We start from the raw sequence: 22,815 nt of genomic DNA on the forward strand, positions 1-22,815 counted from the left end.
TCTTAAGGAGAACCCAATGAAAGAGATGACATTTTCAACACAACAGATAGTCGCTATTGCAGAATATGCTGGTTTAACCATCTTAAATAAAGAACAACTCACTGAGAATAAACGTTATATCTTAGTTGACTTATTGGATGTGAAAACAGATGAAGGGCTTTATTACGGTGCTGCAGTACTAGATTTTAGTGACGTTTATCGCAAAGCACGTATTTTAGAATTTGGCAACGAAGGCTATCAACGAGCTCAAACTCGAGAAAAACAAATCCAAGACTATAAAAATAATCGAAAAGCCCAAGAGCCAGATACCTATCAGCCCCCTATTCATCGTTATAGTCACTACACCGATTTTCAAATAAACCTAACGGCTATCTATCGTCGTTATGGTTATGAAATCGAATTTGATACAGAAACCGAAAAAGTTTGGAGCTCTTTAGATCCCGATGGTGCACTATTTGATTTACTCAAAAATGCTGATGACGCACTCTCTTTATTAGAAGATTGCGAAATGTCATGCACTTATCACAAAGAGAACAAAGTGTGGTCTGTCACTTCAGTAGAAAATGACACGGTTGAACACACATCACTCAATCGAGCTATTGCTGAGTGTTTTTTATTAATGACAGATCATTATGCTGATGATTGGCCTAACATCGAAAAAATTCTTTATTAAAAAATTACAAATAAAATCATTAATTATCAATGCATTATGACTAATAAACAACATCTAACCCAAACACCGAAAAGCATCATACTCACGATAATAGTTAATTTCTTCAATGATCCACTGTAAGGTTTTTTGTTCAACTTGTTGAGTTTGATAAAATAATGCCAAATCACAAATCACCATCCAGCCACGTAAATTTTTATCTTCAACAGCTTTTGGCATTTCCATTTCTTCGTCATCAAGATAAATCTCATCATCCGGTAATTCTTGGATGTAATCCCAAGGAATATAATAAAAAACGGCCTGTTCTGGATGACTATTCCACATTGAAATCTCAGTATATATCCATTCATTTGACTCAAGTGTTGAAAGTGATGCCAATAACTCATCAAGGGTTAAGAATGTTTTCATCATTTTTATTATTCACCTTAACATCGACTGCTATTTAAAACAAACCCGCCAATAAGGCGGGCTATTATTAATACCAAGGTATTGTTGTCTTATTTTACTAAAAAGTGTTTATCTTCAATCACGATCAACGGTTCTATATCACTCTCTTTTTTAATTACCAGCGTAGGATCAGAACGTAAGCAACAACCACCGTAATGACCACCAACAGTAAATGTGCAAACTTGAATATAACGATTTGCTACTTTTGGTAAACACCATAATTCCTGATAAATATTTTCTTGGTGATCAAATTGACCGTGGGTTTCATCTAACACATTTTCTTTATGATCAACTAGACCAATGTTACTACCACAGCGACCTGCTATCGGTTTAACTGCATAACCACTTTGTGCAAGATGAGGAGTCACTTTAAAATCCGTATCTAGTAAATAAGGATTATCAGGGAACAGTTGCCATAAAACTGGTAAAATTGCTTTATTACTAGGTATAAGTGTCCAAAGAGGCTCGAAAACTGTAATTTCAGGACGCAAAAGTACATCGACTAAACGTACTTCACCTTCAGGATGTCCTGTACGTATAGGAATAAGTGCTTGTTGTTCACTCTCTTCTCTGAGTTGATCTAAAGCCGTTTCCCAAGCCCATGTTTTCCAGACACATTCAACAACACGTTTATCTGCATCAATTAATTGACCACGATTATTCCAATGAAGTTCATCTAATCCACGTAGAATTTTGCTCTCATAACCGGCTTGGGTCAGTGATTGTTGCATAAAGAGTGCATGGTAATCTTCTTCACTATCATCATCTTGAAGAATATGCACAAAAGGTTTCGCATCACTGTGTTTCCAAGCATCAGCTAATGCATCAAGTAAGCGCTCACCAGGATTAAAACCTTCTTTAATTCCACTTTGTTGCGCCCATTTTTCAATAATTAAGCCTGCTTCTGTGTGGCAAGAGGCGGAGTCCGCATTATATTCATATACTTTGACACCACGTTCATCCATACAAAAATCTAATCGTCCCGTGATCATTTGATGGCGCCTGTTTTGCCATGACAAACGAATACGAGGCCATAACACGTCAGGGATATCGAACAAACGTAATAAATTATCGTCTTTTAATACTTTTTCGGTCGCATGCAAATACATCAAATGCATCTCATTGCTTGCTCGAATAAGTTCTTGTTCGGCACTTTCTGAAATGGTGAAGTATTCGTAGCTGTTTTGATTGATGATATGACCGTGTTGCGCTAGAACATAGGCTTTTTCTAGAGGTGAGCTTTCATCTAACCATTTCCCATCGAATTGACCTTTATTTTCAAGTTTTTCAGCATGAATATTTAATAGTTCAGGTGTGATTTTGGGCTGAGGAAGACTATAAGCATTAGGTTCCGTTTGGATCATCCAACCTAAAAGCGTTGTGTTATCAAAAGTATCTTGAACAAAGTAGCCGTCACCACTGATGATAAGTGGTAATTCCCGTGTCCATTGCTGGCCTGCTGGTAATCTAGTGTGGATAACGTTTTGTTCTGCAATACGGATTTTATCTTCAAGCACTTCAGTGATCACAGCAACATGACCAGTCACTTTAAACTCACCACCTTCTTGCCAAATCAGTAAGGAACCAACCGCTGGTGCCTGCTTACCACCATTAGCAAACGCTTGGAGAGGTAATATATCGTCATCAATGGTTTTACGTAAAAAACGCAATGAGAAAATCTCATAAGCCATTCCTACATCAGTAAATACAGCGCCGTAATGCAGATAAAGGAAACGACGAGCAAACTCAACACACTGCCACTTGTGCCCCATATATTCATTGCCAATATAGCTACGGAATGAATCATTAGCGGCATAGTCTTCTTTATCGATACTACTGTAATCTGAAGAGTAAATCGCGACACCGCCAGGCGCATAACCTAGCAATGTTCCAAATGGTTCATGACGAATGATATTTTTTACATTCATAATCTCGACCTTGACGATAAATAGATAATTACCAGTAATACTCATAATCTACCTAAGTATTATAGATAACAATCTTAACGCCATAGAGTATTGGAAGTGAATGTAATTTTATTAATTTCAATAAAGTAAAAAGAGGTACGTAGCTTTAGTGCTATTTAAGAAGGAAAATTTGGTTCAAATAAAAAAAAACTCAAAAATAGCCCATCATAAAAAATATAAAAGGTATTTTCGAGTATAAACACAGTCAAAGAGGGCTTTATCATTTTTGTTATAGCCTCATTATTTACTCTTTATTAATCATAAATGCGAGTACAAATAATGGATAAAATGGTGTTTAGGCAATATATAGCACTGTTTATCAAATTTTTCTCGATTATCATGCTAGAAAAAAGAAGGATATCAAAATAGTTTAATAAAAATTAATATCATCTTATAGCCTGACGGGTATAAATAATTCATCCCATTAACCGATAACACTATAGAATGGATTTTACTCATTCAAGCCGGAGTGCTTGTTTACTTTGAAGATCCATCTCAGAAACTTGATATTCGAATTATTGAATATTATTGGTGGTTGATAGGAAGAATGAGGTCACTAATGTCAAAGATTTATCCCATTTCTCAAATTATTGGGCATAAAATTCGTAAACAACGCCAGCAACTTCGCTTATCAGCAAAGGTTGTCGCTGAACGAGTGGGTATTAGCCAACAACAATTTTCACGATATGAGAATGGGCTATGTAAAATTGATGTTGATATGCTCTTTCATATTGCTCAAGAGCTAAAAGTGACACCTGCGTTTTTTTTACCCCCTAATGAAGAGCAAGTTTCTGCTATCGCGCTGACACAGTCCAAACAATTTTGGAGTGCTCAAAGCCAAATTTAATATTCTTGGTATGGAAATCTTCTGTTTTATCTTCTTATTAAGATAAATAAGGTTTCCATTTATCACTCTTAATTTGATGTTCCTCATAGGCATTATCACTTAGAATTATCAATTCTATTTACCCTTTCTCTTTAAACCAACAAATTTTTTTCTTTTATAAAATAAAATGTTAATACATTTTTCACTGTTTCTTTCGTAAACTTAAGCGATATTTTTCGTATAGATTATCTCCTATTTCTAATACAAATTGTGTTAACCTAATTAAGAATAATAACAATTATCATTTGAAATAAGGGTTAAACATGAAATATCGCTATGCACTCTCTCTTACTGCATTATCATTTCTCTCAACCTCGGCTTTTGCTCTAGAGTACCCTGTAGGCCATCCTATTATTAAAAATGGCATGGAAATTCAGGGGGTTTACCTTCAACCTATCACTATGGATACCGAAGAAGGTCATCATGCGATGAACCATCTTGCAGCTGATAAAGCCGATATCCATTTAGAAGCCGATATCCATGCTACAGAAGATAATCCTAATGGCTTCGCGGAAGGTGACTGGATACCTTACCTCACTGTTGAATACACCGTGACAAAATCAGATGCGCCAGCGAAAAAACAACAAGGCGTTTTTATGGCAATGGTGGCTAATGATGGCCCTCACTATGGTGAGAATCTGAAACTCGATGGTAATGGTCAATATAATGTCACTTATAAGATTTACCCACCTTCATACAATAAAGATATTACATTTGGTCGCCATATCGACAAAGAAACGGGTGTTGCGCCTTGGTTTGAACCCTTTGAAGTTTCATGGGATTTCACCTATAGCGGCACAGGTCGTAAAGGTAGTTATTAATTAGCTTGATAACGGATAAGCTCAACAAAATTGGGTTTATCCTTTTTCTCTTTTTTAAGTGAAACGCTGATGATGAAACATCTCTATAAATATACGTTATTACTGCTATTAATGATAACAAGCTCTGTTTTTGCTGCAGAGAAATACACCGTTGAATTAGAAATGAAAGATGGTGAACTTATTCCTCAAGTGCTCGAAGTACCTGCCAAAACCCCCATTAGAATAAAAATCCGTAATACAGGCACCAGCCCTGTTGAATTTGAAAGTACACAGTTACGTAAAGAAAAAGTATTAGCGCCTGGCGCAAATTCTGTCGTTGTGATAGCACCACTAAAACCTGGTCGTTACACCTTCTTTGATGATTTTCATCTTTCTCACCCTCAAGGTGAAATTGTTGCAACTGAAAAGGCAGAGTAAATATGGGACAAGTTCTGTTTGTTGTTTGGAGAGAAAGTTTTGAAGCATTACTGGTAATTGGCATTATTTATGCTTGGATAAAGCGCTCTCCAGCGCCAAAACAAGGTATGAGATACTTGTGGAGTGGCGTTATATTTGGACTATTTCTTGCTGTTATCTTGGCTCTGAGCATTTATGGTGTATTTAGTTCACTCGAAGATATGTGGCAATCTCTATTTATGATCGCAATGGAGATCCTCGCCTGTATACTTATTGTTCAAATGGTTTATTGGATGAATGGGCAAGGAAAGTCATTAAAAACCAACATAGAAAATGAACTCACACAAAAAACACAACAACAAAGTGCATGGGGTATTTTACTGATTATTGCCATTGCAATTGCCAGAGAAGGCAGTGAAGTTGTTGTCTTCCTCTCTAGCCATATTATGGCTCTCAATGCACAAACAGCACTGCCTTTCTTTATCGAAGTCTTTATTGGCTTACTTGTCGCAGCATTCACTCTATGGTTATTTTTACTAACGTCAAAAGTTATTTCATGGCGTTATTTCTTTACTGTAACGGGATTTTTACTGCTATTCCTTGCCGTTTCTCTGCTCTTAAAAGCCGTAGAAGAAATTGCAAATCTACTCATTGAAATGGATTTTGAATTACCTGATTTCTTGATATATCCGCTTTGGGATATCAGCCATATTCTGGATGACTCAAGTATCTTTGGTAATTTCTTAGTCTCATTCTTCGCTTATCGCTCTCAACCCATTGGTTTAAGTGTGGTGACATTTATTATCTATTGGGTGATTGTTGCACTGTTATTTAAGCGAGGTACTCAGCATGCGAAATAACACAAAATTTAAAAGTAAAAATATTGCTATTTTTTTCTTTATTTTGCTGTTTTCTCTGCCTATTTATGCTGAAAAGATCATTCAAGGAATTATTCAGGATAGCGAGAATATCATCATTGCAAAAGGGGATATTCCTACCCCTGAAAAATTTAAAACAGATATTTTAAAGTACCGAGAAAAGGCCGTTGAGCAATTAACCCAAGTTGAAAAAGCACTCGATAAATTAATCATTAATAGCGAAAAAAATCAGCTTATTAATGCTCAAAATGCTTATCAACAAGCACATTATCACTATGAAGTTATTCGCCCTATTATTGCACTTTTTGGATCAAGCGAACGTTTATTAAATAACCGAGCTGATTTCTTTCTTGAAAGAGAAAACTCACCTCGTTTTTCAGGGTTTCATTTAGTTGAATATCAACTCTTTAAATTAAAAGATACGCAAAAAGCGACAGAGTCCGCAAAAGTGCTATTAAGAGGCATTAGTGATCTAAAAAAACGTTTAGCTATTGAAGATATCCCCATTCCCAAATTAGTCCAATCTGCGGGTGATAGCTTGGAGTTTATTTTAATGGATAAATTAGCTGGGATTGAAAACCGATATTCAAATAGCGATCTAGGTGATAGTTATGCAAATTTATCTGGATCACGCTTAATTGTGGAGATCTTATCCGGACATATTCCCCCTACTGAATATCAATCTCTGATCAAGCAATATAATGATATTGGTGCTCTGCTTTTAAAATATCAGCGTGATGAAGGTTTATTCCAACCTTTAAATGCGCTTCCTGAAACAGAAAAAAGCTGGCTTTTCTCTCAAGTAACACAATTAGCAGAGCAAGTGGCGAATTTACGTAGCACGCTCGATATTGATGTTTACTATCACTATAAAGAAGCACGTGATGAAAAATAAAACTCTCTTTAAACCGTTATTAAAAAGCCCTGTTAACCTTGATAAACGTACAACGTTAAAATGGTTAGGTGGGAGCTTATTACTCGCCAGTATAGGGGCTAATGCACAACAAAAACAAAGTGCTTCATCTGTGCCTCGTTATCAACGTGCAATTGCTTATTTAGGTAAACACCAAGCAGGTGTTATTACTCCAGAACAAAAACACGCCTCATTTATTGCTCTTAATCTAACTGTCACTACTGTTGATGAAGTGAAAAAAATATTCGCAACTCTGACACAACGAATTGCGTTTTTAACACAACCTCGTGAACTAGAGCAGAGAGCAAACCCACATCTTCCTCCTGCTGAATCTGGTATTCTGGGCACTCAATTACACCCAGATGAATTAACCGTCACTGTCGCATTAGGTGATAGCTTTTTTGATAATCGTTTTGGTTTCCAACCTAAAAAACCCAAACGCTTAGAACCTATGAAGCCCTTTCCTAATGACCGATTAGATCCAAAATGGTGTGGTGGTGATGTTCTACTCCAGTTTTGTGCTAATAGCCAAGAAAGTGTCATTTATGCGTTAAGAGATATTTTAAAATATCTTTCTGGTCAAGTTTATGCTGTGTGGAAAATTGATGGTTTTCTTCCTGCTCGCGATATTGATAATCACCAAACACCGATTAACCTTTTTGGCTTTAAAGATGGCTCAGGCAACGCGCCTTCATCTGATAATAGCCTGATGGACTCGCTAGTCTGGATCACGCAAGAACAAAAAGAGCCACAATGGTGTTTAGGTGGAAGCTATCAAGCAGTGCGTCTAATTCGGTTTGCATTGGAATTTTGGGATAGAACACCTCTTGAAGATCAAGAGAATAACTTTGGTCGTCATCGATCAACAGGTGCCCCAATAGGTATGAAGCAAGAGATGGACGATCCACAGTTTGAAAAAGATCCTCATGGCGACCGAGTGCTGTTTGATTCTCATATGCGAAGAGCTGAACCAAGAAATCCAGAGCGTTACAGTGCAAAACTACGCCGACGCAGTTACAGCTATTCATTAGGTTTAACACCTTCTGGTCAACTAGATATGGGACTGATTTTTATCTCGTTTCAAAATAACCTTAAAAAAGGCTTTATTGATACCCAAAAACGCTTAGACGGTGAACCCTTAGAGCGCTATATCAAGCCTTTTGGCGGTGGATACTACTTTGTATTACCCGGAATTTCACACCAAGGTGATACCCTTGCAAAAGGGCTATTTGATTAATTCTTCTCTGCATATTAGGCACTTTGGCAGGCAAACCAAAGTGCCTAATAGCATGATTTTATTTAACTAATATGAAAAAGATGTCATTTTTGCTTTTAATGCATTACCAAGTTCTATTTGCCTCTCAGGCTCAATAAAACCCATTGTTAATACCGCAGCGACCATATTTCCTTTTTTACTAAACACTGGGCATGAAATGGATTGTGCACCAGGAATACCTTCAGCTGGTTCATGGCGAATAGCAAAACCTTGTTGGCGAATAGTATTCTTCTGTTTTTCTGATAAACCTGCATCTATCTCTAAATCACTAAAAACAGCAAAAATAGAGCCAGCAGCACTAATTTTATAAGGCACTGGTGTATCAGGTAAAAAATCGATATCCACATGTTTAAAACTACGATTATACCGTGTTAGAAAAAGCTGGTTACCTTGTGCAATCACCAATCCTGTGGACATATTATGTTCATCTCTAAATTCACATAATAATTGATTAATTTCATCTACAAAGGATTGTGGCTTTGGTGTCGCCTGCGCTAAAAAGAGAATTTTACTCCCCAAGCAATACTGACTTCCGCCACTCTCTTGGTACAACATTTCAGAGCGACAAAGTGAAACTAAATACTTATGTAAGCGACTTTTTGAAAGCGAACAGGCTTTTGCAATATCTGACGATCGGGCGATACCTCCATTCGATGCAATAAATTCGAGAATGGTAATAGCGATATCAACCGAGTTAACTCCTTGAGAATTCTGCATTTATTTTTCCCACACCTATTCGTTATTTACTTTATTTTATGACGATATCCCATTATTCTTTTTTTGTCATTTTTACTAGTTTATTTCACTAAAACCTTATTTTAAATGTGACTTTTTAGCCATTTTCTGTCGATTATTTTCTTTGTCTATTTTTAGATGATCTACCTCAAGGTTAACTATATATGAATTGAGTTTATATATAGTTAACTTTTCTTGTGCGTGAGAATGTCTATGTCTAAAAATCAAAAGTGGGAATTAAATAGAAGAACGTTGTTAAAAGGAATGGGTGCCATTGGCGTGGCAGCTCTTTCTCCTAACGCGTTCAGTCTAGTTAATGAAAATAAACCCATATTTAACCAGAAACCACGGATAAAATTATCCGAATATAAAACCTTTCGTTCAACCTGTGCGATGGAATGTTTGCACTGTAACCTAACAGCTTTTACACATAAGGGGCAACTTATCAAAGTTGAAGCCACTGAAGGCTTTAATGTGAAATGCTGTTTACGAGGTATGAGTCGAACTAAGTGGGTATACCATAAAGATCGTTTAACCACACCTTTATTGCGTGTGGGTGAAAAAGGAAAAGCAGAGTTCAAACCTATTAGTTGGGATGAAGCGCTCGATCTCATTGAAAAGAATATTAGAGAAACCATTGATAAGTTTGGTAATGAGGGATTATTTATCTCCACTCATGCTGGCAATATGGACTCAATTAAAAATGATATGGGTAAAGCCTTTTTCGATTACTTAGGCGGTTCAACAAAACAAGCTGGCTCTCTTTGTTGCTCTGCGGTAACCGCAGCAATGATCCCAATGGTGGGTCTACGCTATGCCGATACTCGAGATACAGTAAAGGATAGTCGCTATATTCTTTGTTGGGGAAATAACCCCGCAGTTACTATGCAAGCGTATTTTAAAAACTACAACCAAGCTCGCCGAAATGGCGCCAGAATGGTGGTTATTGATCCTCGCTTCAATGAAACTGCAGCTAAAGCCGATGAGTGGATACCTATCGTTCCCGGTACTGATACGGCACTTGCGTTAGGTATGATCAAAATTATCATTGAAGAAAATCTCACTGATAAGCCTTTTTTGCGTGCGCATACAGGTGCCGTTTACCTTGTTAACTCACAACAAAAACTATTACGCCAATCTGATGATGATAAAGATAGTTATCTAGTTTTTGATACTTTAAGCCAGCAACTGGTTCACCATGAGACTCCGAATATTGTTCCTGCGTTAACTCATGATGAACTACCTGCTAATGCTGATTATGTGACTGTCTTTGAGCAAATTTACCAACAAGCACAACCTTGGACTGTCGAAAAAACCAGCCAAGAAACGGATATCCCGAAAGAAACTATTATTCGTTTAGCACGTGATTATGCCACCACCAAACCTGCTATGATTGTGCAAAATATGTCCGGCGCTCAACGCACTGAATTTGGTGCTTATGTTGCTGCTAGCCAATTTTATCTTGCATTATTAACTGGCAATATCGGTAAAAAAGGCGCTGGAATTTGTGATGCTGGTGGTGCTCGACAAATGGCGAAATTTAGTCCAATTATTCCACCAGCACCGAATGCAAAACCCATCAAACCTATCCCTGTTGCAAAAGTAGGTGATTGGATTGTCAATGAAAGGCCACACCCAATTAATTTCTGGTGGATCATGACCATGGGTGTGATGACGCAACTTCCTAATACTAATATGGTGCGTAATGCACTGAAAAAAGTACCTTTTGTGGTTGTCGCGGATAACTTGATGTCATCCACGGCTCTTTATGCCGATCTTGTACTCCCTGTTACCACTATTTTTGAAGATACCAGTTTAATGGCAGGTGTTCGTAGTCAATATGTACAATTAATGGAAAAAGCGGTTGAGCCACCAGGAGAAGCAAAACCCGATTATTGGATCTTTGCTCGTCTCGCTGAACGTTTTGGCTTTGGTGACGTGTTTAATCAACCTATTGAACACTATATTGATGCTTGTCTTAAAGGCTCCGGCATTACGCGTGAAATGTTAGAAAAAGGCCCTGTGCGTCCAGTTGAGGGTGATTGGGTCCCCTTTAAAGATGGTGTTTTCCGTACCTCAACGAAAAAAGCGCACTTCTTTATTGAAGAGTGGCAGGATAAAAACTTCTCTCCTGTTGTCACCTATTATCCCGTAAAAGAATCGACAAAAGGCTCACCTGAACTTGCTAAAAAATACCCGCTAATGGCAGTGCAACGCAAACTCGCTCGTAGTGTTCACTCTAGCCATGGTATGAATGAGTGGATCTTAGAAGTACAGCGTAATCAACCGAATATTCTTATCCATCCTAATGATGCCTTAGCCAGAGGAATCAAAGATGGTGAATGGGCTATTGCATTTAATGATCGAGGAGAGCACCGTGCGATTGCCGTTGTGACCACGCATATTAAGCAAGGAGTTGTTTCATTAGATAATGGATGGTGGGAACAACAAGGCGGAAGCAGTAGCCATGTCACCAATGATCACGTTGAACCTTTAGGTAATGGTCATTGCTGTAATAGCACCTTAGTTAACGTAAGACGGGAGGCATGATCATGGCGAAGAAACAGTATGGTTTTCTGATAAATACCAAAGATTGCTACGGTTGCCGCACTTGCTCGATGGCCTGTAAGTCTGAAAACGTAACACCTCCCGGCGTGCTATGGCGTCGTGTTCGTGAATTCAACGAAGATCAACCTAATGCACAAGCTTTTATTACTATGTCTTGTAACCATTGTGATGATCCACAGTGCCTAAAAGTCTGCCCTGCTGATACTTATACCAAACGAGAGGATGGTATTGTTGTGCAAGATCATGACAAATGTATTGGTTGCCAGATGTGTATTATGGCATGTCCTTACAATGCGCCTGTTTATGATCCGGTTGAAGGTAAAACCAGTAAATGCAATATGTGTGCGGATAGACTGGATGAAGGCTTGAAACCCCGTTGTGTTGAATCTTGCCCTACTGGCGCTATTGAGTTTGGCGAAATTGAAGATCTGCGTAAAAAACACACGACAAATTGGGCTTTATTAGAAAAACGCTATGGTGTACCAGATCACACCATTAGTAATCCTAATATTGTCATTATTGGTATGGAGGATTAATCATGCATGATTATCAACTGCCGTTAGTCCTGTTTACGGTTATGAGTCAATGGGGGATAGGTGCGGTCTTGGCACTTTCATTGTATCAATGGCAAAACCAAGCCCAAAACGGTGCGATGTTAAGCACCAAAGCATTACGAACAACCATTGCACTAATTTGGCTGATTGAAGTTGTGGGTTCATCAATGTCGATGGGACACTTAGGTGATCCGCTAGGTGCTTATCGTTCTGTATTAGGTATTGCGCATTCTTGGTTAAGTCGCGAAGCGATTGCCTTTGTGATGCTAAATGGCTTAATTTCATTATGGGCGCTAGCCAGTTGGCTACAACCTCATGCTATTCGCCGTAATAGTCTGTTTGGGTTGTTTTGTGGCGTTATTGGTTTACCTGTTATTTTGATTACAGCACAAATCTATTACCAAATGCAGGCTCATCCTCTTTGGCATACACCAGCAACACAAATTAGTTTTATTGGCACAGCGTTATTGCTTGGTTTTGGCTCGATGATCCCTTGGTTGCGTTTACAAGGTAAAACCATTAGTAACTCATTAAAAGTAGGAACCTTAGTTGGTGCATTATTAGTTCTCGTCGGCTTGGTTATGAGAACACAAGTGCCCGGTGCTGATGTTGCAAGCCTATTATTATGGTGGCAAGTGATTGCTAGTCTGATTATTGGTATCTGCATTATTACTTTGTCTCACAGCACGTCATTTACCAAAACTTCGCTCTCTATCATCTCTATTTTGATGTTATTTAGTGGTGAAATTACGGGAAGAATGCTGTTTTATGGCAATGTAATGGCGCAAGCACCTTGGTTCTAAATGCTTTACCTCTGAGTTAAATAGTCTCGTTAACACGATTATTTAACTCAGATTCATCCCCTATGTTTCACTTGATATTTTTATTTACCCTAGCATTACCTTTAATTTTGCCCCGAATTTATTCGGGGTATTTTTTTATCTCAACCAATATCATTAATTTTACTTTATTCATGTTCTTTTTGTTTTTGATGAAATAATCATCTAGCTATATTTATCAATAATAGGCAAAATTAACATTAAAGATTTAACACAATTTCCTGTTTACAATTAGAAAAGAGAGCACTTCACCATGACTGGATTAATTATTACCATCGCGTTATTGGGCCTTATTTTTTATTATTACAACCGTATTATTTCTATGCGTGAAGCTGTTATCTCAAGTGAAACCGAAATTTCAGTACAATTAGATCGTCGTGGTAAAGTCTTTGATAGCTTATTAGCCACAGTAAAAAAATATCTCAGCCATGAATCTGACGTATTTACTAAAATTACTGAATTAAGAACACAGACTCAAAGTGCCAATGGCAAAGAAGCCAAAGCAGCTGAAGACGAATTATCAAAAATTGTTTCAAGTGGTGCAATTAATGTTGCGGTTGAAAATTACCCTGAATTAAAATCCGACACCATTATGGCAAATTTACAAGAAGAGATTGTTTCAACAGAAAATAAACTCTCTTTTGCAAAACGCGGTTATAACCGTACTTTAGAACAATATCGCGCTTTTATTGCTTCTATTCCCGCGGTGTTTATTGTCAAGATTTTCCCAAGCTTAGTGATTGATAAAGAATACTGGCGTCTTGATGAAGGAACCATTAAAGCAGAAGAAGCGCGTCGCATTAATTTCGATTAATCTTTAGAGTAATAAAAAGATACTTATTCCTTCTTGATTGATAAAAACAGCACTTAGCGGTGCTGTTTGGAGTCACTAATGGATTTCAGAAATGTTCTACGAAAAAATGCTATTCGAACGCGTTTTGTTATAGCAACTTATTTACTTTTAATGCTGCTGATTGGTTTGCTGGTGGATACCGCTATTGGCGCAAATCCCTATTTAGATCTCACTGATAATATGTTGGCATTTCTGACTTTCCAATCTATCCCCATTGCGTCACTCATTATTTTAGCCATCTCGATTTTATTGCTTCTTTTTATTCATTTTAAAGGGCACAAAATCATGCTGACAGGAATGAATGCCAAGTTAATTAGCCCAGATGAAACATTAAATGCACAAGAACGCCAACTGCTCAATATTGTGGAAGAACTGAGTTTAAGTGCCACGCTGGGCTATATTCCTAAGCTCTATATTCTTGATACACCTGAAGCTAATGCCTTTGCAGCCGGCTGGTCTGAGAAAAATGCCTTTATTGGTGTAACCACTGGCTTATTAAATCGCCTTAATCGCCAAGAAGTGCAAGCAGTATTAGCACATGAAACAGGTCATATTATTCATGGTGATTCACGACTGACGTTATATGTTGGCATCTTAGCCAACGTTATTCTGACAGTAACAAATATCTTCGGTAGTCGCTTGTATATTGCCTCTGGTAATCGAGGCGGTAAAAGTAATGATGCTGCTAGCAAAGCGCGATTAATTTTAATTGTGTTAAACCTTGTTTTACCGATTATTACGCAAGTGCTCTATTTCTATTTATCCCGAACTCGCGAATATATGGCGGATGCGGCGGCGGTTGATTTAACTCAAGATAATCAAGCAATGATTAATGCATTAAAGAAAATTTCAGCACAGCATGATACTGAAAATTTTGAAGATGGTTCAACGGGACGTGCTTATCGTAAAGCAGCCTTTATTTTCAATAAAGGAGACTCATTTTTTTCAACACATCCATCCATTGAAAATAGAATTGCAGTACTGGAAGGTAAAAAGACTTTTTGATCTGTATGATACAATGCAGTAAAAAGAAAAAAGCGTTTATACCGGTTTATTAAAACGGTTAAAACGCTTTTTTAATGCTTATTTCTTAACAACAATCCGATTAACGATGTTTTTCACCGTGATGGAAAATAGCTGTGCGTAAACGCTCTTGTTGCTCATAACGTAGTGGAAATTCAATCGTTTTATCTTTACCTAATTCCACTAAAAGTTCATTCATGGTTTCAATACTGGTTGTCGCAATAGCATCATCAACCTGTTTAACCACCTCATCATAATGAGACATCTTTTATCCCCTTGCTTCATAAAATTCTTAATCGCTATCATATTACAAGTAAGGGGATTTCTGTATTTTTAGTCACATAAAGTATGATTAAATTGAGTTAAGCGGTTTATTCTTTGTCTCTTTACCCAATAACATCACTGCCAATATCCCAATAACAATTGAAAAACTGAAAATAAGAAATATGGAGCTTATTTCAAATTGATATTGGACTAAATATCCCACCATTAAAGGTCCCAATATTCCACCAATACGCCCTATTGCTGTTGCTGTTCCTGCACCTGTTGCTCGTATTCCATCTGGGTATTGTTCTGGCGTATAAGCATATAAAGCGCCCCAAGCCCCTAAATTAAAGAATGACAGTAACATGCCAAAAATAAGTAGCGTTGTCGTTGTATCAGCCACACTAAAATAATAGGCACTAATGGCGGTTCCTGCTAAATAAGTAACTAACACAAATTTTCGCCCATAACGCTCAATTAACCACGCAGCGGTAAAATAACCAGGTAGTTGTGCTAATGTCATAATAAGCACATATTGAAAGCTTTTTATTAAACTAAAACCTTTTAACATCGCCACACTTGGTAGCCATAAAAAAATGCCGTAATAAGAGAAAACGACACAGAACCATAAGATCCACAACATTAGCGTTGAACGACGATATTGAGGTGACCAAATTAATGCCATTGATTGGCGAATAGATAAACGTGTTTTTTTCTGTGAAATATGAGATGGCGTTGGTTCAGGTAATTTTGATCGTAAATAAAGAGCATATACTGCAGGTAATGCACTTAATAACATAGCCATACGCCAGCCATAATCAGGAATAATAAAATAAGCAATCAAAGCTGCAATTAACCAACCGACAGCCCAAAAACTCTCTAATAAAACAACAATTCGGCCTCGCTCATGAGTTTCAACACTTTCACTGACAAGTGTTGAAGCAACAGGTAATTCGCCACCTAATCCCATTCCAATAAAGAAACGTAAAACAAGAACCACCATCAAAGAACTTGCTAATGCAGTTAATCCGCAACCTAAGCTAAACAGTAGCAAAGTAAAGATAAAGACGGGTTTACGTCCTTTTCTATCTGCAATAATGCCAAATACAAAAGCACCAACAGCCATTCCAATTGAGTTTACACTACCAATCCAGCCTAATTGTGATGCAGTTAATCCCCAATCTTCTTTTAATGCGGTGAGCAAAAAAGCAAGTAGCCCGACATCCATTGCATCAAAAGTCCAGCCCATACCAGCGATACATAAAAGCTTGTTACGAGAGATTGCCTCAGGCGCTTTGCCTGTTTGGCTTGCCGTTGTCATTACATTTCCTTTCTATCCCCTATCAAAGTGTTTAGTATAGTAAACAAGAAAAATCATTTTGTTAATAGCAAAGCGTCGATTTAAAGAAAAATTAACATTCATGCTAAAAAAACAGTTAAAAAAAATCGGTATCTCTAAATAAGATACCGATTTCAACTTTTATAACTTTCTATTTTGCTTTTTTGATTAGCTTCTTAAACCTCTGCCTTTTTCAATCAAGTACCATGCAATAACATAAAATACGGCGATGAAAAGACACAAAACACTAATCGTTACGGTTAAAGAGACATCCGTAATGCCCAGAAAACCGTAGCGGAAGCCACTAATCATATAAACGATTGGGTTAAGCTTAGATACGCCTTGCCAAAATTCAGGTAAGAGTGAAAGTGAATAAAACACACCACCTAAATAGGTTAATGGCGTTAAAACAAACGTTGGAATAATGCTGATATCATCAAAAGTTTTCGCAAAAATTGCATTTAACAACCCTGCAAGTGAAAACACAATGGAAGTCATCAGTAATGTCACCACGACCATTGTCCAAGAATGCATTTCTAAAGGCACAAAGAACAGCGAAACTAAAGTCACTAAGATACCGACACAAACACCTCGAGCCACACCACCACCAACAAAACCGGCAATAACAACATGTGTTGGCACAGGTGAAACTAATAACTCTTCGATACTACGCTGAAACTTGGCACCAAAAAATGAAGAGGAAACATTAGCATAAGAGTTTGTTATTACTGCCATCATAATCAGGCCAGGAACAATAAACTGCATATAATCAACACCGCCCATATCGCCAATTCGTTTACCAATTAGGTTACCGAAAATAACGAAATAGAGAGACATAGTTATTACAGGTGGAATTAATGTTTGTACCCAAATACGACCAAAACGGGTAACTTCTTTAATCCAAATTGTTTTGAGGGCTACCCAATACAGCTGAATCATTCCCTCTCTCCTTCTACTGTATGCTCTTCATTAACTAAATGAACAAATAATTCTTCAAGGCGATTGGCTTTATTTCTCATACTTAACACTTGAATACCTTGTGTATTAAGCTGAGCAAAAACGCTATTTAAACCTTGCTCTCTTTTAACATCGACTTCTAATGTTGAAGTATCCATTAAACGATATTGATAATTCTGTAATTCAGGTAATGGACTTTTTGGCGCTAAATCTAAAATAAAGGTTTCAGACTCTAGTTTACTTAATAAGCCTTTCATACTGGTATTTTCGACCAATTCGCCACGCTGAATAATACCAATATTCCTACACAACATTTCTGCTTCTTCTAAATAGTGTGTCGTTAAAATAATGGTGGTGCCTTCGGCGTTTAATTGCTTTAAAAACGTCCACATTGAGCGACGTAATTCAATATCAACACCAGCTGTTGGTTCATCAAGAATAAGTAATTTCGGCTGATGCATTAATGCACGAGCAATCATTAGACGGCGCTTCATTCCCCCAGATAAAAAACGGGCTCTATCATCACGTTTTTCCCATAAATCTAACTGAGTTAAATAAGTTTCAGCACGTTCTAAAGCTAACTTACGAGGAACACCATAATAACCAGCTTGATTGAGGACAATTTGTAATACGGTTTCAAAAGGGTTGAAATTGAATTCTTGTGGCACTAATCCTAGTTGGCGCTTGGCATTAACCATATCGGTATCTGTGTCATAGCCAAAGACTTTAACTTTGCCACTACTCTTATTAACTAAAGAGCTGATAATACCAATAGTGGTCGATTTTCCTGCACCATTAGGGCCTAATAAAGCATAAAAATCTCCCGCTTCCACGGTGAGATTAATTCCTTTTAGCGCTTTTACGCCATTGTGATAAGTTTTCGTTAACTCCGTTAACTCCAATGCATACGTCATAAGTGGGAATTACCTTTTATCAACTGCATTATTCAGCATTGACTGAGCTGAAATCAGAAAATAGCTATTCAACTAAGCCTTACTAACGCTACGTATTGCTCACACGCCTCGAATTAGAAAATAAGCTTAGTTCAATAGGATCAAAATGGAATAAGGATATTCTAGAGAAAATAAGGTCGTAAATAAACCGTTTTAGGTCTCATGACACAAATGAATAAATAAATTTATTTTAACTATTACAGATAATAAGAATAAAACTTGATATAAGAAAAAATCAGAGATGAAGATGCGATATACTGTTATTTCTTGCTTATATTCCTAATGTATTAATCAATTCATCCCTTGATGCAATCATTTAGCCTAACTGATAGCAATAAAATTATTGCCCTTGTTTCTCAATCTTACTGATTGATATTATCTCGTCATTTATTATCTCAATCAATGCTGACTATCGATTTTTATCATCCCCGCACTGACTTGTATTAAAAAGCAAAAAAACATATACATAAGATTTATTTATAAAATATTTTAATAAATCTATTTCTGAATAGTACAATGGTAGTCTTAACAATCAGTTATCTTTTTACACATTTGATTTACATCAAAGAATGTATTGATAAATTCATTAAACAAATGCTATAAAAAGATCTATCTTATTTGAAAGCGAAAAAATACAGACAATTATCTGTCACTTGGCTTTAAAAAGCCCTCTGATTAATTCAAAAGTAATGGTATAAAAATACCCTTTCTTAGTGGATCTCTCGCATCCAACAATAACACAGTGCTATTTCGTGTTGGCGTACTGTCAGCGCAAATGGTGAGAAACCGAATTTACAGGCAGTCACGTCATGATGAGAAAAATTGAAGAGCTGTTAGCCAATAACAAGCAATGGTCAGAATCTGTTACTGAAGAAAATCCTCAGTTTTTTAAAGATCTCTGTAAAGGTCAAAAACCCCATTTTTTATGGATTGGTTGCTCTGACAGCCGCGTTCCAGCAGAAAAATTGATCAATGCTGCACCTGGCGACCTATTTGTTCACCGTAATGTAGCGAACTTAGTGATCCACACCGACTTAAACTGTCTTTCTGTTATTCAGTATGCCGTTGATGTATTGCAAGTTGAACATATTATTGTGTGTGGCCACTATGGTTGTGGTGGTATTGAAGCGGCTATTGAAGGAACTGAATTAGGACTTATTAATAACTGGTTATTGCATATTCGCGATATTTGGTACAAACACAGTTCAATGTTAGGCGAACTTGCTCCTCATGATAGATTAAACCTACTTTGTGAGCTAAACGTTATTGAGCAAGTATATAACCTAGGCCACTCAACTATTATGCAAGCAGCATGGAAACGTGGGCAAAAAGTGATGATCCACGGTTGGGTTTACGGTTTAAATAATGGTGAATTACACGATCTCGATGTTACCTCAGATAGCCGTGAGAAACTCGAGCTTTCTTATCGCCAAGCGATGGCAAAATTAAGTCATCCACGTTAATTTATTCATCATAGAAAATCATTTTAAGCCCTAATATTTAAAATAATATTAGGGCTTTTTGGTATATAGAAAACCCGCCTAAAGCGGGTTTTTTACTTCTATATTAAGTAAATAAATTACTCATCTAATAACGTTACATGCCCAATATAAGGCAGATGACGATAACGCTGTGCGTAATCAATACCGTAACCAATAACGAATTTATCTTCAATGGAATAGCCAATCCATTCAACAGGTACATCCACTTCACGGCGTGATGGCTTATCCAATAAAGTACAGATAGAAATAGAAGCTGGCTCACGTAAGCTTAAAATCTCTTTAACGCGATTTAAGGTATTACCTGAGTCAATGATATCTTCAACGATCAGAACATCTTTACCACGGATATCTTCATCGAGATCTTTAATGATTTTAACGTCACGTGTTGACGTCATACCATTACCGTAACTTGATACAGTCATAAAATCGACTTCATGGTTCACGTCAATTTCACGGCATAAATCTGCCATAAAAATAAAAGAACCTTTTAACAAGCCGATTAAGACAAGATCATGTTGACCTTGGCGTGGGCGGTAATGTTCTGTGATTTCACGACCTAGCTCAGCAATACGCTGTTTGATCTCTTCTTCAGAGATCATGACATCAACAATATGTTTCATGATTAATTTCGATTGGGTTAACGGGGAAAGCAAACGATTGTACCAGAACTTCCCTCATCATGCGATGATCTGATTTAATGAAAATAAAGGCACAAAATATTAACCCTGTGCCCTTTATCAATTTATCTTACTGATATTAATGATTTTTATAGTGATAGATTATTTACTAACGGTAAATCCCGCCATCATGCCTGTATCTTCATGCTCTAATAAATGGCAGTGCGCCATAAATGGGTGCTCTTTTGTCGCTAAATGGTCGAATTTCACAAGAATTTCACTAAACTGTCCTTCAACTTTCACGATATCCTTCCAACCTTGGCGATGTTTCTCTGGTATTCGACCGTTTTCAGATAGAATACGGAACTGTGTACCGTGTACATGGAATGGATGTAGCATCATATCGCCACGACCTGATACAACCCATTTTTCATAAACACCTTGCTTCACATCAAATGCAGGTTCTGTCATTGAAAATGGAATACCATTGATACTATTAGCATTATAGATATCTAAATCACCATTTCCATGACCGCAATTCATTCCACCACCCATCATGCCATTACCGTTACCTTGGCGCATATGACTCATCCCATGATGAATACCCGCTAATGCTTTATCACCATAACGTTCTGTTAATAGCATCATACCTTGCATATCTAAACGCATATCCATACGTAAATGTAATGTTCGCGTTGAAAGATTGCTGAGTGTTGGTAATGCAGGAATAAGCGCTAATTGCTCAGGTAATAAGCCTTGTCCTTTTTCTGCTGATGGTAATAAACGTAACACAGGAAGCACATTATCAAATGGCGCTAAAACCATTCCCATTTGGCGTACGGGTAAAGTAACAATATCAAAATCACGCCCATCAGATGTATCCACTAAAACTTCAAAGCGCTCACCCATTAAAATTGGCAATTCAGTCACTTTGACAGGTTCCGCTAACAACCCTCCATCGCTAGCAATAACATACATTGGTCTGCCATCACTTGTGGCAAGGTTTAAACTTCGTGCATTACAACCATTTAAGAAGCGTAATCTGATCCAGCCTTTTGGCACAATATGTTGTGGTTGAATAGCACCGTTAGTTAACATCATGTCACCAAACCAACCTATTGCGGCACTCATTACATCAAGTTGATAATCTATCTGTCCATTACTGTCTAAACGTTTGTCTTGTAAAATCACAGGCAAGTCATCAATACCCCAACGATTAGGCAATTTACGGTTTGCGGTTTCATCATCTTCAATAATGACCAATCCACCTAATCCCATAGCAACTTGTTGTCCGGTAACTCCATGAGTATGAGGATGGAACCAACACGTTGACTCAGCTTGGTTTGGTGTAAAAGTCACTGTGCGAGATTTTCCTGGCTCAATCATGGCTTGTGGACCACCATCTTCTTCACCACTAATCTCAAGACCATGCCAGTGAACCGTTGTAGCTTCAGGCAGTTGGTTATTGATATTAATAGTGACGGGTTGGCCACGTTTAAGCTTTAGTGCAGGGCCTAATAAACTACCGTTATAACCCCATGTGGTTGTGCTTGCCGTGGGAATAAATTGAGAAACACCTTGTTGAATATTAAGAACAATCTTTTGTTGAGCGTCTGGGGTAATTTGAGGTGGAATCGCCAATGAAGGCATGTTACTTTGGGCAAACGCAAAACGACTCCAGCTTGGTAATAATGTTACAGCACTTAATGTGGCGCCTAATTTTAAAAATTCACGACGTTGCATAATATATTCCTTTGAATAAAAACAAGTTATTCTGTCTTTATCGAAATAAGATGAGTAAAGAAGCCTTGTAAACTATTACCGATGCTAAAGTTTCCCCTTACTGGAAGGTCAATTTAAAACCCAACAAAATAGTGGGTCTTTGCAAAACTTTTAACTACATTAAGCCAAATAACAAAACTTGCTAAATCATCACATAAAGGAACAGCACTCCTAATGAAAAAAATGTTCGCCTTGTTCTGCACGCTAACGCTTTCTTTTTCTATGCTCTTTTCTTCGGGTGCAAAAGCGTTAACCTACACGCAAGCAGAAGACTTGGCAGATTTAACCGCTATCTACCTTTTTTTGAATAAAGATTGTGGTTATGAGCAAATATCAAAATCTAAAATTGAAAGAGCCTTGATGGTCTTTTCTCGCTCGCAACAATGGGATGTTAGTAATTATTCAACATTACCGATGAGCCAATTAAATGAAGACAGTTACAATGATTTAAAAGGTATTGAAGTGTCACATAATAAGAAATGTCAGCTACTCGCGAATAAGTCATTAAGTTTATTAAATTATTAATATACCTACTGAGTAACATTAAGATAAATAGAAAAAGATAGCCTCTTGGA

Annotated in this window: 23 protein-coding genes; 14 read left to right on the forward strand and 9 right to left on the reverse strand. The window is 37.3% G+C overall.

Annotated elements, in window-relative coordinates; all coding sequences use genetic code 11:
* The first annotated feature begins 16 nt into the window (after positions 1 to 16).
* On the forward strand, positions 17 to 673 hold the full coding sequence (locus DK866_RS04745) for a hypothetical protein (RefSeq protein ID WP_109407934.1): 657 nt from the start codon (positions 17 to 19) through the stop codon (positions 671 to 673).
* A gap of 54 nt (positions 674 to 727) precedes the next feature.
* Here the strand turns inward: DK866_RS04745 and DK866_RS04750 are convergent, their stop codons facing one another.
* Together DK866_RS04750 and gss are read right to left on the reverse strand one after the other, a co-directional pair.
* The gene (locus DK866_RS04750) at positions 728 to 1,081 is read right to left on the reverse strand and encodes a hypothetical protein (protein WP_109407935.1); all 354 of its coding nucleotides are present in this window, start codon (positions 1,079 to 1,081) and stop codon (positions 728 to 730) included.
* An 86-nt stretch (positions 1,082 to 1,167) separates the two neighbouring features.
* The gene (gss, locus tag DK866_RS04755) at positions 1,168 to 3,045 is read right to left on the reverse strand and encodes a bifunctional glutathionylspermidine amidase/synthase (protein ID WP_109408085.1); all 1,878 of its coding nucleotides are present in this window, start codon (positions 3,043 to 3,045) and stop codon (positions 1,168 to 1,170) included.
* 598 nt (positions 3,046 to 3,643) lie between these two features.
* Here gss and DK866_RS04760 point away from each other — a divergent pair.
* From DK866_RS04760 to efeB, 6 genes are all read left to right on the forward strand, one after another.
* A complete protein-coding gene (locus DK866_RS04760) occupies positions 3,644 to 3,931 on the forward strand; it encodes a helix-turn-helix domain-containing protein (RefSeq protein WP_036932801.1) in 288 nt (95 codons plus the stop codon).
* Between the two features lie 302 nt (positions 3,932 to 4,233).
* Positions 4,234 to 4,791, forward strand: coding sequence for an iron transporter (locus DK866_RS04765; RefSeq protein WP_109407936.1), 558 nt, complete (start codon positions 4,234 to 4,236; stop codon positions 4,789 to 4,791).
* 69 nt (positions 4,792 to 4,860) lie between these two features.
* Positions 4,861 to 5,208, forward strand: a complete 348-nt coding sequence (locus tag DK866_RS04770; protein ID WP_109407937.1) for a cupredoxin domain-containing protein — start codon at positions 4,861 to 4,863, stop codon at positions 5,206 to 5,208.
* 2 nt (positions 5,209 to 5,210) lie between these two features.
* The gene (locus DK866_RS04775; RefSeq protein WP_109407938.1) at positions 5,211 to 6,047 is read left to right on the forward strand and encodes an FTR1 family iron permease; all 837 of its coding nucleotides are present in this window, start codon (positions 5,211 to 5,213) and stop codon (positions 6,045 to 6,047) included.
* Positions 6,037 to 6,960: an EfeM/EfeO family lipoprotein gene (locus DK866_RS04780; RefSeq protein WP_109407939.1), complete on the forward strand. Its 924-nt coding sequence runs from the start codon at positions 6,037 to 6,039 to the stop codon at positions 6,958 to 6,960. The genes DK866_RS04775 and DK866_RS04780 overlap by 11 nt, the downstream gene beginning before the upstream one ends.
* Positions 6,950 to 8,215 carry an iron uptake transporter deferrochelatase/peroxidase subunit gene (efeB, locus tag DK866_RS04785; RefSeq protein ID WP_167395471.1) on the forward strand — a complete coding sequence of 422 codons (1,266 nt, stop codon included), beginning with the start codon at positions 6,950 to 6,952 and terminating at the stop codon, positions 8,213 to 8,215. The genes DK866_RS04780 and efeB overlap by 11 nt, the downstream gene beginning before the upstream one ends.
* 66 nt (positions 8,216 to 8,281) lie before the next feature.
* Here the strand turns inward: efeB and DK866_RS04790 are convergent, their stop codons facing one another.
* Positions 8,282 to 8,971: an IclR family transcriptional regulator gene (locus DK866_RS04790; RefSeq protein ID WP_109407941.1), complete on the reverse strand. Its 690-nt coding sequence runs from the start codon at positions 8,969 to 8,971 to the stop codon at positions 8,282 to 8,284.
* 231 nt (positions 8,972 to 9,202) lie between these two features.
* Here DK866_RS04790 and DK866_RS04795 point away from each other — a divergent pair, with 231 nt between their 5' ends.
* The 5 genes from DK866_RS04795 (at position 9,203) to htpX (ending at position 14,808) form a co-directional block, all read left to right on the forward strand.
* Positions 9,203 to 11,539 carry a molybdopterin-containing oxidoreductase family protein gene (locus tag DK866_RS04795; RefSeq protein ID WP_109407942.1) on the forward strand — a complete coding sequence of 779 codons (2,337 nt, stop codon included), beginning with the start codon at positions 9,203 to 9,205 and terminating at the stop codon, positions 11,537 to 11,539.
* Positions 11,540 to 11,541: 2 nt separating this feature from the next.
* Positions 11,542 to 12,093: a 4Fe-4S dicluster domain-containing protein gene (locus DK866_RS04800; protein ID WP_072070981.1), complete on the forward strand. Its 552-nt coding sequence runs from the start codon at positions 11,542 to 11,544 to the stop codon at positions 12,091 to 12,093.
* A gap of 2 nt (positions 12,094 to 12,095) precedes the next feature.
* Positions 12,096 to 12,914, forward strand: coding sequence for a dimethyl sulfoxide reductase anchor subunit family protein (locus DK866_RS04805; RefSeq protein WP_109407943.1), 819 nt, complete (start codon positions 12,096 to 12,098; stop codon positions 12,912 to 12,914).
* Positions 12,915 to 13,203: 289 nt separating this feature from the next.
* Positions 13,204 to 13,764, forward strand: coding sequence for a LemA family protein (locus tag DK866_RS04810; protein WP_109407944.1), 561 nt, complete (start codon positions 13,204 to 13,206; stop codon positions 13,762 to 13,764).
* 78 nt (positions 13,765 to 13,842) lie between these two features.
* Positions 13,843 to 14,808: a zinc metalloprotease HtpX gene (gene htpX, locus DK866_RS04815; protein ID WP_109407945.1), complete on the forward strand. Its 966-nt coding sequence runs from the start codon at positions 13,843 to 13,845 to the stop codon at positions 14,806 to 14,808.
* A gap of 100 nt (positions 14,809 to 14,908) precedes the next feature.
* Here the strand turns inward: htpX and DK866_RS04820 are convergent, their stop codons facing one another.
* From DK866_RS04820 to DK866_RS04835, 4 genes are all read right to left on the reverse strand, one after another.
* Entirely contained in the window at positions 14,909 to 15,091 is a 183-nt protein-coding gene (locus tag DK866_RS04820) for a DUF2526 family protein (protein WP_109407946.1), read from the reverse strand.
* A gap of 87 nt (positions 15,092 to 15,178) precedes the next feature.
* Entirely contained in the window at positions 15,179 to 16,411 is a 1,233-nt protein-coding gene (locus tag DK866_RS04825) for an MFS transporter (protein ID WP_072070986.1), read from the reverse strand.
* A gap of 186 nt (positions 16,412 to 16,597) precedes the next feature.
* Positions 16,598 to 17,368, reverse strand: a complete 771-nt coding sequence (locus DK866_RS04830) for an ABC transporter permease (protein WP_109407947.1) — start codon at positions 17,366 to 17,368, stop codon at positions 16,598 to 16,600.
* Positions 17,365 to 18,300 (reverse strand): ABC transporter ATP-binding protein, encoded by a 936-nt coding sequence (locus DK866_RS04835; protein ID WP_109407948.1) that lies wholly within the window; start codon positions 18,298 to 18,300, stop codon positions 17,365 to 17,367. The genes DK866_RS04830 and DK866_RS04835 overlap by 4 nt, the downstream gene beginning before the upstream one ends.
* Positions 18,301 to 19,148: 848 nt before the next feature.
* On the opposite strand from DK866_RS04835, the gene can reads away from it, so the two are divergent.
* Positions 19,149 to 19,802, forward strand: coding sequence for a carbonate dehydratase (gene can, locus DK866_RS04840; RefSeq protein ID WP_072070989.1), 654 nt, complete (start codon positions 19,149 to 19,151; stop codon positions 19,800 to 19,802).
* Positions 19,803 to 19,918: 116 nt separating this feature from the next.
* Here the strand turns inward: can and hpt are convergent, their stop codons facing one another.
* Both hpt and cueO read right to left on the reverse strand, forming a co-directional pair.
* Complete coding sequence (gene hpt / locus DK866_RS04845) at positions 19,919 to 20,461, reverse strand: hypoxanthine phosphoribosyltransferase (RefSeq protein WP_036932823.1); 543 nt, start codon at positions 20,459 to 20,461, stop codon at positions 19,919 to 19,921.
* Positions 20,462 to 20,620: 159 nt separating this feature from the next.
* Complete coding sequence (gene cueO / locus DK866_RS04850; protein WP_109407949.1) at positions 20,621 to 22,201, reverse strand: multicopper oxidase CueO; 1,581 nt, start codon at positions 22,199 to 22,201, stop codon at positions 20,621 to 20,623.
* A gap of 213 nt (positions 22,202 to 22,414) precedes the next feature.
* On the opposite strand from cueO, the gene DK866_RS04855 reads away from it, so the two are divergent.
* Positions 22,415 to 22,765 carry a YacC family pilotin-like protein gene (locus DK866_RS04855; RefSeq protein ID WP_072070992.1) on the forward strand — a complete coding sequence of 117 codons (351 nt, stop codon included), beginning with the start codon at positions 22,415 to 22,417 and terminating at the stop codon, positions 22,763 to 22,765.
* Positions 22,766 to 22,815: the final 50 nt, after the last annotated feature.

The sequence above is a fragment of the Proteus genomosp. 4 str. ATCC 51469 genome (assembly GCF_003144375.1).
Lineage (GTDB): Bacteria > Pseudomonadota > Gammaproteobacteria > Enterobacterales > Enterobacteriaceae > Proteus.

Excerpts from the sequence above, each read along its gene's own strand:
- hpt (WP_036932823.1), bottom strand. The coding sequence starts at position 20,461 with ATGAAACATATTGTTGATGTCATGATCTCTGAAGAAGAGATCAAACAG.
- DK866_RS04800 (WP_072070981.1), top strand. The coding sequence starts at position 11,542 with ATGGCGAAGAAACAGTATGGTTTTCTGATAAATACCAAAGATTGCTAC.
- cueO (WP_109407949.1), bottom strand. The coding sequence starts at position 22,201 with ATGCAACGTCGTGAATTTTTAAAATTAGGCGCCACATTAAGTGCTGTA.
- DK866_RS04760 (WP_036932801.1), top strand. The coding sequence starts at position 3,644 with ATGTCAAAGATTTATCCCATTTCTCAAATTATTGGGCATAAAATTCGT.
- htpX (WP_109407945.1), top strand. The coding sequence starts at position 13,843 with ATGGATTTCAGAAATGTTCTACGAAAAAATGCTATTCGAACGCGTTTT.
- DK866_RS04765 (WP_109407936.1), top strand. The coding sequence starts at position 4,234 with ATGAAATATCGCTATGCACTCTCTCTTACTGCATTATCATTTCTCTCA.
- DK866_RS04750 (WP_109407935.1), bottom strand. The coding sequence starts at position 1,081 with ATGATGAAAACATTCTTAACCCTTGATGAGTTATTGGCATCACTTTCA.
- DK866_RS04795 (WP_109407942.1), top strand. The coding sequence starts at position 9,203 with ATGTCTAAAAATCAAAAGTGGGAATTAAATAGAAGAACGTTGTTAAAA.
- DK866_RS04805 (WP_109407943.1), top strand. The coding sequence starts at position 12,096 with ATGCATGATTATCAACTGCCGTTAGTCCTGTTTACGGTTATGAGTCAA.
- DK866_RS04745 (WP_109407934.1), top strand. The coding sequence starts at position 17 with ATGAAAGAGATGACATTTTCAACACAACAGATAGTCGCTATTGCAGAA.
- can (WP_072070989.1), top strand. The coding sequence starts at position 19,149 with ATGATGAGAAAAATTGAAGAGCTGTTAGCCAATAACAAGCAATGGTCA.
- DK866_RS04770 (WP_109407937.1), top strand. The coding sequence starts at position 4,861 with ATGATGAAACATCTCTATAAATATACGTTATTACTGCTATTAATGATA.
- DK866_RS04790 (WP_109407941.1), bottom strand. The coding sequence starts at position 8,971 with ATGCAGAATTCTCAAGGAGTTAACTCGGTTGATATCGCTATTACCATT.
- DK866_RS04835 (WP_109407948.1), bottom strand. The coding sequence starts at position 18,300 with ATGACGTATGCATTGGAGTTAACGGAGTTAACGAAAACTTATCACAAT.
- gss (WP_109408085.1), bottom strand. The coding sequence starts at position 3,045 with ATGAATGTAAAAAATATCATTCGTCATGAACCATTTGGAACATTGCTA.
- DK866_RS04775 (WP_109407938.1), top strand. The coding sequence starts at position 5,211 with ATGGGACAAGTTCTGTTTGTTGTTTGGAGAGAAAGTTTTGAAGCATTA.
- DK866_RS04830 (WP_109407947.1), bottom strand. The coding sequence starts at position 17,368 with ATGATTCAGCTGTATTGGGTAGCCCTCAAAACAATTTGGATTAAAGAA.
- DK866_RS04855 (WP_072070992.1), top strand. The coding sequence starts at position 22,415 with ATGAAAAAAATGTTCGCCTTGTTCTGCACGCTAACGCTTTCTTTTTCT.
- DK866_RS04820 (WP_109407946.1), bottom strand. The coding sequence starts at position 15,091 with ATGTCTCATTATGATGAGGTGGTTAAACAGGTTGATGATGCTATTGCG.
- DK866_RS04825 (WP_072070986.1), bottom strand. The coding sequence starts at position 16,411 with ATGACAACGGCAAGCCAAACAGGCAAAGCGCCTGAGGCAATCTCTCGT.
- efeB (WP_167395471.1), top strand. The coding sequence starts at position 6,950 with ATGAAAAATAAAACTCTCTTTAAACCGTTATTAAAAAGCCCTGTTAAC.
- DK866_RS04780 (WP_109407939.1), top strand. The coding sequence starts at position 6,037 with ATGCGAAATAACACAAAATTTAAAAGTAAAAATATTGCTATTTTTTTC.
- DK866_RS04810 (WP_109407944.1), top strand. The coding sequence starts at position 13,204 with ATGACTGGATTAATTATTACCATCGCGTTATTGGGCCTTATTTTTTAT.